This window comes from Rhodococcoides kyotonense, from assembly GCF_900188125.1.
Classification (GTDB): domain Bacteria; phylum Actinomycetota; class Actinomycetes; order Mycobacteriales; family Mycobacteriaceae; genus Rhodococcoides; species Rhodococcoides kyotonense.
In genome coordinates this window covers 123,545-137,090 of the sequence record NZ_FZOW01000001.1, presented here as the reverse complement: position 1 = coordinate 137,090, position 13,546 = coordinate 123,545, and the positions used below count along the sequence as shown (strand labels likewise).

Genomic DNA, 13,546 nt, shown 5'->3' with positions numbered 1-13,546 from the left:
GATGCGAGTGAAAGCGGTGAATTCTTGGTGACATCACGTGACGGCAGCGAATCGAACGGCAGCGTACCGACCGGGGGCGGTTCCAGCCGGACGGACGGTGCCGGACTCGCGCACGATGTTCGGACGCTCGAGAAGGCCGTCTACGAGGTCAAACGAGTGATCGTCGGTCAGGATCGGTTGGTCGAGCGCATTCTCGTCGGTCTTCTGGCCCGTGGCCACGTTCTGCTCGAGGGCGTCCCAGGCGTCGCCAAGACTCTCGCGGTCGAGACGTTCGCGAAGGTTGTCGGGGGATCGTTCTCTCGCGTGCAGTTCACGCCCGACCTCGTGCCCACCGACCTCATCGGTACTCGCATCTACCGGCAGGGTCGCGAGGAATTCGACACCGAACTCGGTCCGGTCGTCGCGAATTTCGTCCTCGCCGACGAGATCAACCGCGCGCCCGCGAAGGTGCAGTCCGCACTGCTGGAAGTCATGGCGGAGCGGCACGTGTCGATCGGTGGAAAGACCTTCCCGATGCCCGACCCGTTCCTCGTCATGGCGACGCAGAATCCGATCGAGAACGAGGGCGTGTACCCGCTTCCCGAGGCGCAGCGCGACCGCTTCCTCTTCAAGATCGTCGTCGACTACCCGTCCGTCGAGGAAGAGCGCGAGATCGTCTACCGCATGGGAACGGCGGTGCCGACGCCCAAGCAGATTCTCGACCCCGTCGAACTGGTGCGGCTGCAGAACGTCGCGAGCTCGGTGTTCGTCCACCATGCGTTGGTGGACTACGTCGTGCGGGTCATCGCCGCGACCAGAACGCCGGAGCAGCTCGGTCTCGACGACGTCGCCAGCTGGATCGCGTACGGAGCGTCACCGCGCGCCACGCTCGGCATCATCTCCGCATCACGCGCGCTTGCCCTGCTTCGCGGGCGTGATTACGTCGTCCCGCAGGACGTGCTCGAAGTCATCCCCGATGTACTGCGTCACCGTCTCGTGCTGTCGTACGACGCGCTGGCCGACGAGGTGACACCGGAGGACGTCATCACCCGGGTGTTGCAGACCGTCGGACTGCCCCAGGTCTCGCCGCAGGCGGTACCGGGTCCGCAGCAGCCGGTGGCTCATCAGCAGGCACCTCAGCAGCCGGCCGGAGTCCCGCAGCAGCACGGACCGCTCCAGCAGGCACCTCAGCAGCAGGGACCGCAACAGAACGCATCGCAACAGAACGGACCCCAGCAGGGGCCTGGGCCGATTCACGGTAACGGGCAGCAGCCCGGCGCACCGGCACCGTCTCTGGACAAGCCTGCAGGGAACACACCGGCCGTGGGTAGCCAGAAGCAGTGAGCGGGGCAACAGCCCGGTCGGCCGAAGCGCGTCCGCCGTCCTTCCGGAGCGGCGAGCTTCGCGACCCGACGCTGACAGCCGCGCTGCGGACACTCGAGCTCACCGTGCGTCGTCGTCTCGATGGTGTCCTGCACGGAGACCACCTGGGTCTGATTCCCGGACCGGGTTCCGAGCCGGGGGACGCGCGCGAGTATCAACCGGGCGACGACGTTCGCCAAATGGACTGGTCGGTCACCGCACGCACGACGCATCCGCACGTCCGTCAATCCGTTGCCGACCGTGAGCTCGAGACGTGGATGGTGATCGATCTCTCCGCCAGCCTGGATTTCGGCACGACCGGATGCGAGAAGCGTGACCTCGCGGTGGCGGCGGCCGCGGCGATCACACACCTGACCAGCGGGGGAGGCAACCGTATCGGCGCCGTCGTCGCGACGGGTGAGCGCACGACACGCATTCCCGCCAGGAGTGGACGCATTCATCTGCAGTCGATGTTGCGCACGATAGCCACCACGCCGAGTGCCGCCGACGGTGTGCGCGGAGACCTCCAGGGGGCGATCGAGTCGCTGCGTCGCCCGCAACGGCGGCGTGGAATGGCCGTCGTGATCAGCGATTTCCTCGGCGAGATCGACTGGGAGCGCTCTCTGCGCGCGATCTCGGCCCGGCACGATGTGCTGGCGGTCGAGGTCGTCGATCCTCGCGACCTCGAATTACCCGACATCGGAGATGTGGTGCTGCACGACCCCGAATCCGGACGCACCCGCGAATTCAGCGTGACACCGCGACTGCGGTCGGACTTCGCCGACGCGGCCGCGACTCACCGGTCCGACGTCGAGCGCGCGTTGCGTCGGTGCGGGGCGCCGCGCATGACACTGCGGACCGACGGTGACTGGATCGCCGACGTCGTCAGGTTCGTCTCGTCGCGCCGTCACACACTCGGTGCGAGTGCCGTCAACAATGCCCGGGCGGGTCGCCGGTGAGCCTGTCGGATTTCACGTCGCCGTGGTGGCTGCTGTTCCTGCTCGTCGTCATCGGCCTCGTCGTCGGGTACGTCGTCGTACAGCGTTCCCGGCACAAGCACACGCTGCGCTTCTCCAACATGGACCTTCTCGAGAAGGTCGCGCCCACACGTCCCGGATATTGGCGGCACGTTCCCACGGCGCTGGTGTTGGTAGGGCTACTGCTGCTGACCGTCGCACTGGCGGGGCCGACATCGGATCAGCGGGTACCGCGGAACCGCGCGACGGTCATGCTCGTCATCGATGTGTCCCTGTCGATGGAAGCGACCGACGTCGAGCCCTCCCGTCTTGCCGCGGCGCAGGAAGCGGGCAAGTCGTTCGCCGACGGGCTGACGCCCGGTATCAACCTCGGTCTCGTGGCCTTCGCGGGTACGGCATCGGTGTTGGTGTCGCCGACGGCGAATCGAGAGGCCACCAAGGCGGCGATCGACAAGCTGCAACTGAGCGAGCGCACCGCGACCGGTGAGGCCATCTTCACGTCGTTGCAATCGATCGACACGCTCGGTGCCGTCCTCGGTGGTGGTGACGCAGCCCCGCCCGCTCGGATCGTGCTGTTGTCCGACGGTAAGCAGACCGTTCCGGAGAGTCCCGACGATCCGCGCGGTGGATACACGGCTGCCCGTGCCGCCAAGGACAAGAACGTGCCGATCTCGACCATCTCGTTCGGAACCAGTTACGGAACGGTCGACATCGAGGACGATTCCGGCGTCGAGAGAGTGCCGGTCCCCGTGGACGATCCGTCGCTGCGTGAGATCGCGGACCTGTCGGGCGGGAGTTTCTTCACAGCATCCTCACTGGAGGAACTTCGTGCCGTGTACGACACACTCGAGGAACAGATCGGATTCGAGGTCACCCGTGGAGACGCGAGTCGGCCTTGGCTGATTCTCGGAGTCCTTTTCACCGCAACGGGATTGGGCACCGCTTTGGTCCTTCGGCAAAGATTGCCGTGATTCGCTGTTATTACTCACCAGTAGCGCTGCTTTGTCATTTCCGCACGAACAGATAGGTTGCAGGCATGTCCACACCCGACTTCATCGCACGATCGGTGCTCGTCACCGGAGGTAACCGAGGCATCGGCCTCGCCATCGCACAACGCCTCTCCGCCGACGGCCACAAGGTGGCCGTCACGCATCGCGGCTCGGGTGCGCCCGATGGTCTTTTCGGCGTGAAGTGCGACGTGACCGATTCGGCGTCGGTCGATGCGGCCTTCAAGGAGGTCGAGGAGAAGCAGGGTCCCGTCGAGGTGCTCGTGGCCAATGCAGGCATCACCGACGACACCTTGCTGATGCGTATGACGGAGGAGCAGTTCGAGCGTGTCCTCGACGCGAACCTGACCGGTGCGTTCCGAGTTGCGAAGCGCGCCAACCGCGCGATGCTGCGCGCACGATGGGGCCGCATGGTGTTCCTGAGTTCCGTCGTCGCGCTCGGTGGCGGCCCGGGCCAGATCAACTACGCAGCGTCCAAGGCGGGCGTCATCGGTATGGCGCGTTCGATCACTCGTGAGCTCGGTTCGCGTTCGATCACGGCGAACGTCGTTTCGCCCGGTTTCATCGAGACCGACATGACCGCCGAGCTGCCCGACGACTTGCGCAGCAAGGCAAAGGAGTTCATCCCGTTGCAGCGCCTCGGCCAGCCCGAGGACGTCGCTGCTGTCGTCAGCTTTCTCGCAGGCCCCGACTCGGCGTACGTCTCCGGTGCGGTCATCCCCGTCGACGGCGGTATGGGTATGGGGCACTGAGGTTCTCGCTCGACGGTCAGATATTTTTTCTCGTTTCGATTCGATTTCGGTAAGGAAGACACATGGGCGGACTGCTCGAAGGCAAGACAATTCTCGTCACCGGCATCATCACCGATGCATCGATCGCGTTCCACGCGGCCGCGATGGCTCAGAACCAAGGTGCCAAGGTCATCATCACCGGGTTCGACCGGTTGCGCCTGATCGACCGCATCGCGCAGCGGCTGCCGCAGCCGGTGCCGCCGGCCATCGAGCTGGACGCGACCAACGAGGAACACCTTGCGGCACTTGCCGATCGCGTGCGTGAGGTCGCACCGGAGGGACTCGACGGCGTTCTGCATTCCATCGCGTTCGCGCCGCGCACCCTGATGGGTCCGGATGCCAAGCCGTTCCTCGACGGTCCAGGCCCCGACGCCGCCAAGGCGTTCGAGATCTCCGCGTGGAGCTATGCCTCGCTCGCTCGCGCCGCGCTGCCGGTCATGAACGAGGACGGCTCCATCGTCGGCATGAACTTCGATCCGCGTACCGCTATGCCGTACTACAACTGGATGGGTGTGGCGAAGGCCGCGCTCGAATCGGTCAACCGGTACGTCGCTCGCGAGGTCGGCCAGGCCAAGCGTATTCGATCGAATCTCGTTGCCGCGGGACCTATCCGCACCCTCGCTGCCAAGGCCATCGCAGGCACCGCCACCGGTGACGCGCAGAAGATGAACCAGCTCAACGAGTACTGGGATGCAGCGTCTCCCATCGGCTGGAACTACGACGACCCGACCGTCGTCGCCAAGTCGGTCGTCGCGTTGCTGTCCGATTGGCTTCCGGGCACCACCGGGTCGATCGTCTACGTCGACGGCGGCGCGAGCCACAACACGTACCTGCCCGAAGGCATGTAACTCGTCGTGAGTGGAAATGTGTGCCCTGGTACACATTTCCACTCACGAGGCGGTGCGTGTTCGGTCACACGAGCGCGCGGCGCACAATGGAGATCATGACGACGTCCTCGGGCTACGACGCCCTCCTCGTTCTCTCGTTCGGCGGGCCGGAAGAACCCGCTCACGTGCGGCCGTTCCTGGAGAACGTCACCCGCGGACGAGGCGTACCGCCGGAACGCCTCGACGCGGTGGTCGAGCACTACATGCACTTCGGCGGTGTGTCGCCGATCAACGCTCTCAACCGTGACATCATCGCGGCGATCGAGACGGAACTCGCGTCGGCGGGCATCGACCTTCCTGTCTATTTCGGCAATCGGAACTGGCATCCGATGGTGGAGGACACCGTCGCGCAGATGACATCCGACGGCGTGCAGCGCGCATTGGTGTTCCCGACGTCCGCGTGGGGCGGATATTCCGGATGCCGTCAGTACCACGAAGACATCGCTCGGGCTCGGGGCGCCGTCGGAGACGATGCGCCCGACCTCGTGAAGATTCGCCAGTACTACGACCACCCGGCGATGATCGGCGCGTTCTCCGACGCGGTCACTTCCGCCCTCGAGTCCCTCCCCGACGAACGCCGCGCAAGCGCACGCCTGGTGTTCACGGCCCACTCCATTCCGGATGCCGCCGACGCCAACGCGGGACCTCCGGAGGACGGCGGACACCTCTACAGCAGGCAGGTCGCCGAAGCATCGCGACTGGTGGCGGCCGCGTCGGGCATCGACGACTACGACGTCGTCTGGCAGTCGAGGTCGGGCCCGCCGCAGATCCCGTGGCTCGAACCGGACATCTGCGATCACCTGGAGTCGTTGTCGGCCAAGGGCGTCGACAGTGTCGTGGTGTGCCCGATCGGGTTCGTCTCGGACCATCTCGAGGTCGTGTGGGATCTCGACACCGAGGCCGAAGACAAGGCACGCGAGCTGGGCATGGCGTTCGCCCGCGCAGCTACCCCCGGCACCGATCGTCGGTTCGCTCAGATGGTCGTCGAACTGGTTCGCGAGTACGTCGCCGAAGGCGCTCCGCGCGGCGTCGGTGAGGTGCCGCGTTACGGGTCGACACTCAACGGAGCGCGGTGCGCCTTGCAGTGCTGCGAGCAGCCGACGCGGCCGACACGCGCCGGTGCCCGTGTCTGACGCCTGACAGAGGACGCCTGATAGAGCTCGTCAGCGTCGGGGCACGCTCGACTGGATACTCGCCGTCACGGCACCGAGGCGCGCAGATTGAACCGCGGTCCACAGTGGCCTGATCAGATCTTCTCGCGCTGCAGCGGAACGGGCGGTGGCTTCCTCGGTCGGCGACGAATGCCCTGCAACGGACAGGATCGCAGCGACGCGGTCGGCGGACTCCAGCACTCTGAGTGCGCGTTCCGGTGTCTCCGCCGGGTAGCGATGCCGTGAGAACTCGGCGAGTTCGGCGGCGATCCTGGTACGGGGGTCACCGAGGTCGGATCGAGTGGGCAGCGACTGCAACGAGCCCAGGGCGTCGGCGGCACCGCGCACGGCGTCGCGCATCGCGTATTCGGCCTGTCCGAGTGTGAAGTCGTTGGCCGCAGCCGGCGGTACATCGATGACGAACACCGTCCAACGCAGTACGTCGGGACCCTCGACGGTGGGGACTATTCCGAGGCCCGTGGTACCCGAATCGCCTACGACGACAGCCTGTTCGGCCACGATGGCACTTCGAGAGAACGGGGTGTTCGGTGGGAGGTTGGTCGTGGCGCCCGGGTGCGGCAACAGCAATTGGATGCCCGGCTCGGTCCGCTGGGTCGGAAGATGCCGCCGGATCACCGTGAGCAGGCCCGCGACACCGTCGGCGCGCGGGGTTGGCCACGACAGGCCGGTGGCGTCGGCGGATCGTTCGTCGCCCGCGACGAGGAGATGCATGGGCGCCCATTCCGTCAGCGCATCGATGACGTCGTCGGGCGCGCCGAGACCGGCCAGCCAGGAACTGGCCCACACGGCAAGACTTGCACTGGGAGAACTCACGACTCACGAGCATAGGACGGCGTGGCGACGCGCGTGCAGTCATGGGGGCCGCTAGCGTGGTGGGCCGTGACGGACATGTACGGCGGAGACATTCTTGCGGGGCACTCTCGGATGCGGAAGGTGCCTGCGCCGCAGGTTCCGGCCGAGCGTGGTCTCGTCGTCGAGGACGCGGCCAGCGGCTACTGCGGTGCCGTCGTCGGATTCGAACGCACCTACGACGGCGATTTCGTTCGGCTCGAGGATTCGGCGCGCACGACGCGGTTGTTCGCGCTGCGCGAAGCCGCGTTCCTGATCGACGGCAAGCGCGTCACACTCGTGCGCGCCTCGGAGGCCCCGAAGAAGCCGACGTCGACGCGATCGGCGTCCGGCTCGACGAAAGTGGAGAACCTCAGGGCGCGTACTGCCCGGGCGAGCCGGATCTGGGTCGAAGGCGTGCACGACGCGGCCCTGGTGGAACGTGTCTGGGGTCACGATCTCCGTGTCGAAGGAGTCGTCGTCGAGCATCTGGAAGGTCTGGACAATCTGGGGGAGCGGCTCGCGGAATTCCAGCCCGGCCCCGGGCGTCGCGTCGGGGTTCTGGTGGATCACCTCGTCGAGGGCTCCAAGGAATCGAGAATGACGACGTCGCTCGGCCCGAACGTCCTCGTGACGGGCCATCCGTACATCGATGTATGGGAAGCCGTTCGCCCGAAGGCCGTCGGGATCTCCGCGTGGCCGAAGATTCCTCGCGGTGAGGACTGGAAGACCGGGATCTGTCGTGAACTCGGGTGGGGTACGCCGAAGGACGGGTGGCGTCACGTGTACGCGTCGGTGTCCTCGTTCCGTGATCTCGAGGCGCCGTTGATCGGAGCGGTCGAGCGGCTCGTCGACTTCGTCACGGAAGCTTGATCTGCTCCGTGTGCAGCTGCTACGCCGCCTGATGTCCGAATTGTGGTTGTATGGTCGATGTGGCGGCGATCATCTGGCTCATCGCAGGAGTCGTACTCGCGGCGGCCGAAGCGCTGACGGGAGACTTCTTTCTGCTCATGCTCGCCGGTGGTGCATTGGCGACGGCCGGTATCTCGGCGGTGACGGACTTTCCGGTGTGGGCCGATGCGATCGTCTTCGGTGTCGTCTCACTCGCTCTGGTTCTCGGCGTCAGGCCGATTCTGTTGCGCAAGTTCTCGAAGCCACCGCTTCTGCCGACCAACGCAGCGGCGCTGACCGGTAAGACCGCCCTTGTGCTGGAACAGGTTACGGCGCACGAAGGTCAGATCAAGCTCGGCGGGGAAGTGTGGACGGCGCGTCCTCTCGACGAGACCGAGGTGTACGCGCCGGGCACCACCGTGACCGTGATGGAAATAGACGGCGCAACCGCCGTCGTGTGGAGGGGACCGTAGCTTCATGGCAGCACTCATCGTTCTCGGCGTCATCGTTCTGCTCGTCGTCGTGTTGGTGGCGAAATCGATTGCGTTGGTTCCACAAGCGGACGCCGCTGTGATCGAGCGTCTCGGTCGATACTCGAAGACCGTGTCCGGACAGCTGACGTTCCTCGTTCCGTTCGTCGACCGGATTCGTGCCAAGGTCGACCTGCGCGAGCGCGTGGTCTCGTTCCCGCCGCAGCCGGTCATCACGAAGGACAATCTGACGGTGTCCATCGACACGGTCGTGTACTTCCAGGTCACCAATCCCCAAGCGGCCGTGTACGAGATCAACAACTACATCGTCGGCGTCGAGCAGTTGACGACGACCACGCTTCGTAACGTCGTCGGCGGAATGACCCTCGAGGAGACGCTGACGTCGCGCGATTCCATCAACGGTCAGCTCCGCGGCGTGCTGGACGAGGCGACGGGTCGCTGGGGATTGCGCGTCGCCCGAGTCGAATTGAAGAGCATCGATCCGCCTCCGTCGATCCAGGAGTCGATGGAGAAGCAGATGAAGGCGGACCGCGAGAAGCGGGCGACCATTCTGACGGCCGAGGGGCATCGCGAGTCCGCCATCAAGACCGCCGAGGGTGACAAGCAGAGCCGCATTCTCGCCGCCGAAGGCTCCAAGCAAGCCGCGATTCTGACGGCCGAGGGTGAGCGTCAGTCGCGCATTCTGCGTGCGCAGGGCGACCGTGCCGCGAAGTACCTGCAAGCGCAGGGTCAGGCCAAGGCGATCGAGAAGGTCTTCGCAGCGATCAAGGCGGGCAAGCCAACACCCGAATTGCTTGCGTACCAGTACATGCAGACCTTGCCTCAGATGGCGCAGGGTGACGCGAACAAGGTCTGGATGATTCCCAGCGATTTCGGGGATGCATTGAAAGGGTTCGCGAAGAACCTCGGCGCGCAGGGCGAGGACGGCGTCTTCCGATTCGAGCCGAGCACGACAGGGGGCGACGCGCCGAAGCCCGAAGACGATTCGGCCGAGGTAGCCGACTGGTTCGAGACCAAGTCGGACCCGGCGGTCGCGGAGGCGGTCAAGGCTGCGGAGGCAGTGGCACGCACGCCGGTGGACACCTCTCTCGCGCCCGACCCCAGTTTGACCAAGGGGCTCGATCTGGGCGAGTTGTCTGCGTCTCAGCCGGATACGGGATGGGCGCCGCCGCCGGAGCCCGAGCAGCAGTCCTGAATCACGTCACGAGAGCGCGACCCACGCCGCAGGCGGCGACGGCCCACATGACGCTCGTGAACGTTCCGATGATGAACTGTTCGGAGGCGGCCGACGCCTGAGCTCCTCGTAGTTCGGGGTAACGAGCAAGGCCCTTGACTGCCAGGACGATCGCGATGCCTTCCGGCCAGCCGGCCAGTATCGATGCGGCGACGGCGCTCCGCTCGAGGACTCCGATCGTGCGGCCGCCGTGCAGCGGCTGGGTCACGGCGTCGGGCGCCGGAGTGTCGGAGCGACGTGCGAGGCGAAAGACGACGGTGACGACGGGAGATCCACCGGTCACCGATGCGGCGACGGTCAGCACGTATGCAGCTGCCATCGCGAATCCCGTTGCCGGGGCAGTGTTCGCTCCCGTGATCGCTGCCAGAGCGAGCAGCGTCGTGGCCGCCCCGGTGGGCAGCCAGTAGGGAATCGGTCCGCGGGCAGGTACGACGCCTGCGCCTGCCGCTGCTCCGAGCAGTATCAACGTCGCAACCATCATGTGTCCCCCTGGGATGCCTGTCCGTGCGAAGTGTCGTCGAGTTCGGCGAGCAGTCGTTCGGCGAGCGCTCGTCCGTCTGCCTCGATGTTCCACCGAGCCACCGACAGACGCTGAGACATGGCCTGTTTCGTGATGCCCAGGAGTTCGGCTGCGTGTTTCTGGGTGTGCCCCTCGGCCATGAGGTCCGCGGCAGCGTGCCCTTGCTCGGTGCGGTCGGTGATCAGCATGGCGATCAGCGTCAGCGCTGTCTCGGCGTCACGGCGTCGAGTGTCGGCGTCGGCGTCCGCGGTGGTGATCGCGACGGACGCGGCGGCGTTCTTGGCCCGGGTCACCGCGTCGCGGGCGGCTTCGAAAGCAGGCCCGCGTCCTGCCCTCGTGCTCTGCGGTAGCGGCAGTTCGACCGGTCCCACTCCGATCCCGACGCTCCAGCTGCCGTCGCGGACGAGTGCCAGGGCTATGTCGACGACGGTGCGCGGGTCGGACGCGACTGCTTGCACCTCGTCGCCTGCGGTTCGCTCGAACGGCCGCACCAGCCGGGAATCCTGCATGGTGCGCAGGAGCTCCTCGACTCGGTCGACGTCGCGGCGGCTGCCGCGTTGGTCGATCGTCAGTACGAACATGAAGACAAGGCTAGAGACTGGATTGCAGCAAGTCAATGCTGAAAGCTTGACTATAGGAAATCAAGCATCCAGGCTTGACGGGGTGTTGTCGGTGCCCGTCGACGTGCGCGACGCCACCGACAACCGCCAATCGACGACGAGACCGATCACACCCACGGCGATGCACACGCCGGACAGGGCCAGCAGCAGCGGATCGGTGTGTCCGCCCAGTGCGTCTCCGAGAACGACGATCCCGATGGTTCCCGGTACGACGCCGACGGCCGTAGCCAGTGCGAACGGGAGCACCCCGATGGACGAGACCCCACAGCAGTAGTTGACGACGGAGAACGGGACCGGTGCGATCAGGCGAAGAGAGCCGACCGCCAACCACCCGCGTCGAAGCAGGCTGTCGTCGACCGCACGGATCGCAGGATGGGTCATTCGTGCAGCGAACCAATCCCTGCCCACCGCGCGCACCAGCAGCAACGCGAGAACCGCACTGAGCGTGGTGGCCCCGATCGTCACGGTCAGTCCGACCAGCGGACCGAACAGAACGCCCGCGGACAGCGTGAACAACGTTCTGGGGACCGGGGCGATGGTGACGACGGTGTGCACCGCGAAGAACACGAGAGGGAAAGCCGGACCGATGGACTGCGCCCACTCACGCACCTGCGACATGGACGGGTGCGGAGCGATCAGAGCTGCGGCGGCCAGGACGACGACGAGAACGACGAGTCCGATCAGCCTTGGATCGCGGAGTCGCTTCGTCACGTTCACCGAGACTACCTGCGCACGCGCGATGTGCAGCGATCACCGCGACGCGTGTGCCGCTGGGATGTCCACGCGCGCAGGTGTGACGTTCGCGCGAAAGCAGGCTACCCCCGCGAACGTGAGGTGTTCCTCACGATACTGTCGGATCAGTCGCGGTTAACATCACACAAGTCGCCTACTGTCGATCGGCTCTCGCCGGTCGAATCGAGGAGCAGATCGTGTCCAGTGCTACACAGGAGGACGCAGCGCGTAGCGCGCACGTGGCGTGGCAGAAGGCGGTGGCCGGAGTGCTGGCCAAGTCTCGTCGCGTCGACGTCGGAGACCTGCCGTCGAATCCGGAGTCCTTGTTGGAGACGCGGACCTATGACGGTGTGACCGTCTCGCCGCTGTACGACGCGCAGGACGAGGTGGCGGACCGGCCTTTGCCGGGTGCTTTCCCGTTCGTCCGCGGTCGTGATGCAGGTCGTGACGTCAATGCCGGGTGGAAGGTCAGTGCACGGTACGGCGTCGGGCAGTCGGATGCGGCTGTGGTGAACGGATCGATTCTCGACGGTTTGAACAACGGCGTGAGCGCGCTGTGGCTGCGGGTCGGGGGTTCCGATCTGGCTGTCGATGCGCTGGCGGACGCCCTGGACGGGGTGCTGTGGGACCTGGCGCCGGTGGTGTTGGACGCAGGTTCGCAGACAGGTGCTGCTGCCGAGGCGGTCTTCGGAATTCTCGATGGGATCACCGTCTCGGACAAAGCTGCGGTCGATGTGCGTCTCGGTGCGTCTGCGTTGACGGCTCGTTTCGCCGGAACGGACGCTGCCGAACTGGGGGAGACAGTCGAACTGGCTGTGCGTTCCGCGGCGCGAGCAGAAACCGTGCGGTCGATCACCGTGGACGCCACGGTCTTTCACAATGCAGGCGCGAGTGACGCGCAGGAGGTGGGCGCAGCCGTCGCGGTCGGGCTCGAGTACCTGCGTGCACTGACCGATGCGGGTCTTCCGGTGGGGCAGGCACTGCGACAGATCGAGTTTCGGTTCGCGGCGACTGATGATCAGTTCCAGACGATCGCGAAGTTCCGTGCGGCTCGGGTGGTGTGGGCGCGCGTCGCGCAGGTGTGTGGTGCTCCGGCTGACGGTGGTGCGCCGCAGCATGCGGTGACGTCGGAAGCGATGATGGCTCAGCGTGATCCGTGGGTGAACATGCTGCGGACCACGTTGGCGGCGTTCGGTGCGGGCGTCGGCGGGGCGGACGCGGTGACGGTGTTGCCGTTCGATGTCGCGATCGACGGCGGTGCTGCGGGTGTGTCGAAGACGTTCGCTGCCAGGATCGCTCGGAACACGCAGTTGCTGTTGCTGGAGGAATCCCATCTCGGGCGTGTGCTCGATCCGGGTGCGGGTTCGTGGTACATCGAGCAGTTGACCGATGAGATCGCGTCGAAGGCGTGGGAGTTCACGCAGTCGATCGAGGCGAACGGCGGGTACGCGTCGGCGTTGGAGTCGGGCTTCGTCGCCGGCGAGATCGCCGAGACGAAGACGCTGCGTGATTCCGATATCGCACACCGTCGTACACCGGTGACGGGGGTCAACGAGTTTCCGAATCTGGCTGAGGCGCCGCTGCCTCCGCAGCCTGTGTCGACGGTGGCGCGGTACGGGGCTGCGTTCGAGGCGCTGCGTGATCGATCCGATGCGTATCTCGCCGAGCACGATCGCAGGCCGTTGATCGTGTTGGCGCCGTTGGGGTCGGTGGCCGAGCACAACGTGCGGACGACGTTCGCCGCGAATCTGCTTGCGTCGGGCGGTATTCACACCGAGAACCCCGGCCCGTTGACGGTGGACACGATCGCGAGTGCGGTCGGTTCGTCGGGCGCGACGGTCGCGGTGGTGTGCGGGACGGACAAGCGGTATGCCGACGAGGCCGCGGCGGCGGTGGGTGCGTTGCGAGCGGCGGGCATCGAGCGGGTTCTGCTCGCGGGTCCGGAGAAGATCTTCGCCGATGTCACCGGCGACGAGCGTCCCGACGGCTTCTTGACTGCGAAGGTCGATGCGGTCGCTGTCCTCACCGAGCTACTCGACACATTGGGAGCGTAGG

Annotated in this window: 14 protein-coding genes; 10 read left to right on the top strand and 4 right to left on the bottom strand. The window is 65.9% G+C overall.

Annotated elements, in window-relative coordinates:
* The first annotated feature begins 27 nt into the window (after window positions 1-27).
* From CHB96_RS00565 to CHB96_RS00540, 6 genes are all read left to right on the top strand, one after another.
* Complete coding sequence (locus CHB96_RS00565) at window positions 28-1,323, top strand: AAA family ATPase (RefSeq protein WP_089242640.1); 1,296 nt, start codon at window positions 28-30, stop codon at window positions 1,321-1,323.
* Window positions 1,320-2,300: a DUF58 domain-containing protein gene (locus tag CHB96_RS00560; RefSeq protein ID WP_089242639.1), complete on the top strand. Its 981-nt coding sequence runs from the start codon at window positions 1,320-1,322 to the stop codon at window positions 2,298-2,300. Before CHB96_RS00565 ends, CHB96_RS00560 begins: the two co-directional genes overlap by 4 nt.
* Window positions 2,297-3,289, top strand: coding sequence for a VWA domain-containing protein (locus tag CHB96_RS00555; protein ID WP_089242638.1), 993 nt, complete (start codon window positions 2,297-2,299; stop codon window positions 3,287-3,289). The genes CHB96_RS00560 and CHB96_RS00555 overlap by 4 nt, the downstream gene beginning before the upstream one ends.
* A 65-nt stretch (window positions 3,290-3,354) precedes the next feature.
* On the top strand, window positions 3,355-4,077 hold the full coding sequence (fabG1, locus tag CHB96_RS00550) for a 3-oxoacyl-ACP reductase FabG1 (RefSeq protein ID WP_089242637.1): 723 nt from the start codon (window positions 3,355-3,357) through the stop codon (window positions 4,075-4,077).
* Window positions 4,078-4,139: 62 nt separating this feature from the next.
* The gene (gene inhA / locus CHB96_RS00545) at window positions 4,140-4,964 is read left to right on the top strand and encodes an NADH-dependent enoyl-ACP reductase InhA (protein WP_089242636.1); all 825 of its coding nucleotides are present in this window, start codon (window positions 4,140-4,142) and stop codon (window positions 4,962-4,964) included.
* Between the two features lie 95 nt (window positions 4,965-5,059).
* Window positions 5,060-6,136, top strand: coding sequence for a ferrochelatase (locus tag CHB96_RS00540; protein ID WP_089243014.1), 1,077 nt, complete (start codon window positions 5,060-5,062; stop codon window positions 6,134-6,136).
* Window positions 6,137-6,166: 30 nt separating this feature from the next.
* Here CHB96_RS00540 and CHB96_RS00535 read toward each other — a convergent pair whose 3' ends face one another.
* The gene (locus CHB96_RS00535; protein ID WP_176444054.1) at window positions 6,167-6,988 is read right to left on the bottom strand and encodes an Rv1486c family protein; all 822 of its coding nucleotides are present in this window, start codon (window positions 6,986-6,988) and stop codon (window positions 6,167-6,169) included.
* Between the two features lie 75 nt (window positions 6,989-7,063).
* Here CHB96_RS00535 and CHB96_RS00530 point away from each other — a divergent pair, with 75 nt between their 5' ends.
* Genes CHB96_RS00530 through CHB96_RS00520 form a run of 3 tightly spaced genes read left to right on the top strand, consistent with a single transcriptional unit; the run spans window position 7,064 to window position 9,580 of the window.
* Window positions 7,064-7,876: a DUF3097 domain-containing protein gene (locus tag CHB96_RS00530; protein ID WP_089242635.1), complete on the top strand. Its 813-nt coding sequence runs from the start codon at window positions 7,064-7,066 to the stop codon at window positions 7,874-7,876.
* Between the two features lie 59 nt (window positions 7,877-7,935).
* Window positions 7,936-8,367 carry an NfeD family protein gene (locus tag CHB96_RS00525; RefSeq protein WP_089243012.1) on the top strand — a complete coding sequence of 144 codons (432 nt, stop codon included), beginning with the start codon at window positions 7,936-7,938 and terminating at the stop codon, window positions 8,365-8,367.
* Window positions 8,368-8,371: 4 nt separating this feature from the next.
* Window positions 8,372-9,580 (top strand): SPFH domain-containing protein, encoded by a 1,209-nt coding sequence (locus CHB96_RS00520; protein WP_089242634.1) that lies wholly within the window; start codon window positions 8,372-8,374, stop codon window positions 9,578-9,580.
* Window position 9,581: 1 nt separating this feature from the next.
* On the opposite strand, the gene CHB96_RS00515 is transcribed toward CHB96_RS00520, so the two are convergent.
* From CHB96_RS00515 to CHB96_RS00505, 3 genes are read right to left on the bottom strand one after another with little or no spacing between them, the layout of a single operon-like run.
* Entirely contained in the window at window positions 9,582-10,100 is a 519-nt protein-coding gene (locus CHB96_RS00515) for a hypothetical protein (RefSeq protein WP_089242633.1), read from the bottom strand.
* Complete coding sequence (locus tag CHB96_RS00510; RefSeq protein WP_089242632.1) at window positions 10,097-10,720, bottom strand: hypothetical protein; 624 nt, start codon at window positions 10,718-10,720, stop codon at window positions 10,097-10,099. Before CHB96_RS00510 ends, CHB96_RS00515 begins: the two co-directional genes overlap by 4 nt.
* 60 nt (window positions 10,721-10,780) lie before the next feature.
* Complete coding sequence (locus tag CHB96_RS00505; RefSeq protein WP_176444053.1) at window positions 10,781-11,470, bottom strand: TVP38/TMEM64 family protein; 690 nt, start codon at window positions 11,468-11,470, stop codon at window positions 10,781-10,783.
* A gap of 218 nt (window positions 11,471-11,688) precedes the next feature.
* Between CHB96_RS00505 and mutA the strand changes: the two genes are divergently transcribed.
* Window positions 11,689-13,545, top strand: a complete 1,857-nt coding sequence (gene mutA / locus CHB96_RS00500) for a methylmalonyl-CoA mutase small subunit (RefSeq protein ID WP_089242631.1) — start codon at window positions 11,689-11,691, stop codon at window positions 13,543-13,545.
* Window position 13,546: the final 1 nt, after the last annotated feature.

What these genes read in the sequence shown, in the direction of transcription:
- CHB96_RS00515 (WP_089242633.1), bottom strand. Translation starts at nt 10,100, where the DNA reads ATGATGGTTGCGACGTTGATACTGCTCGGAGCAGCGGCAGGCGCAGGC.
- CHB96_RS00530 (WP_089242635.1), top strand. Translation starts at nt 7,064, where the DNA reads ATGTACGGCGGAGACATTCTTGCGGGGCACTCTCGGATGCGGAAGGTG.
- CHB96_RS00510 (WP_089242632.1), bottom strand. Translation starts at nt 10,720, where the DNA reads ATGTTCGTACTGACGATCGACCAACGCGGCAGCCGCCGCGACGTCGAC.
- CHB96_RS00540 (WP_089243014.1), top strand. Translation starts at nt 5,060, where the DNA reads ATGACGACGTCCTCGGGCTACGACGCCCTCCTCGTTCTCTCGTTCGGC.
- fabG1 (WP_089242637.1), top strand. Translation starts at nt 3,355, where the DNA reads ATGTCCACACCCGACTTCATCGCACGATCGGTGCTCGTCACCGGAGGT.
- inhA (WP_089242636.1), top strand. Translation starts at nt 4,140, where the DNA reads ATGGGCGGACTGCTCGAAGGCAAGACAATTCTCGTCACCGGCATCATC.
- CHB96_RS00520 (WP_089242634.1), top strand. Translation starts at nt 8,372, where the DNA reads ATGGCAGCACTCATCGTTCTCGGCGTCATCGTTCTGCTCGTCGTCGTG.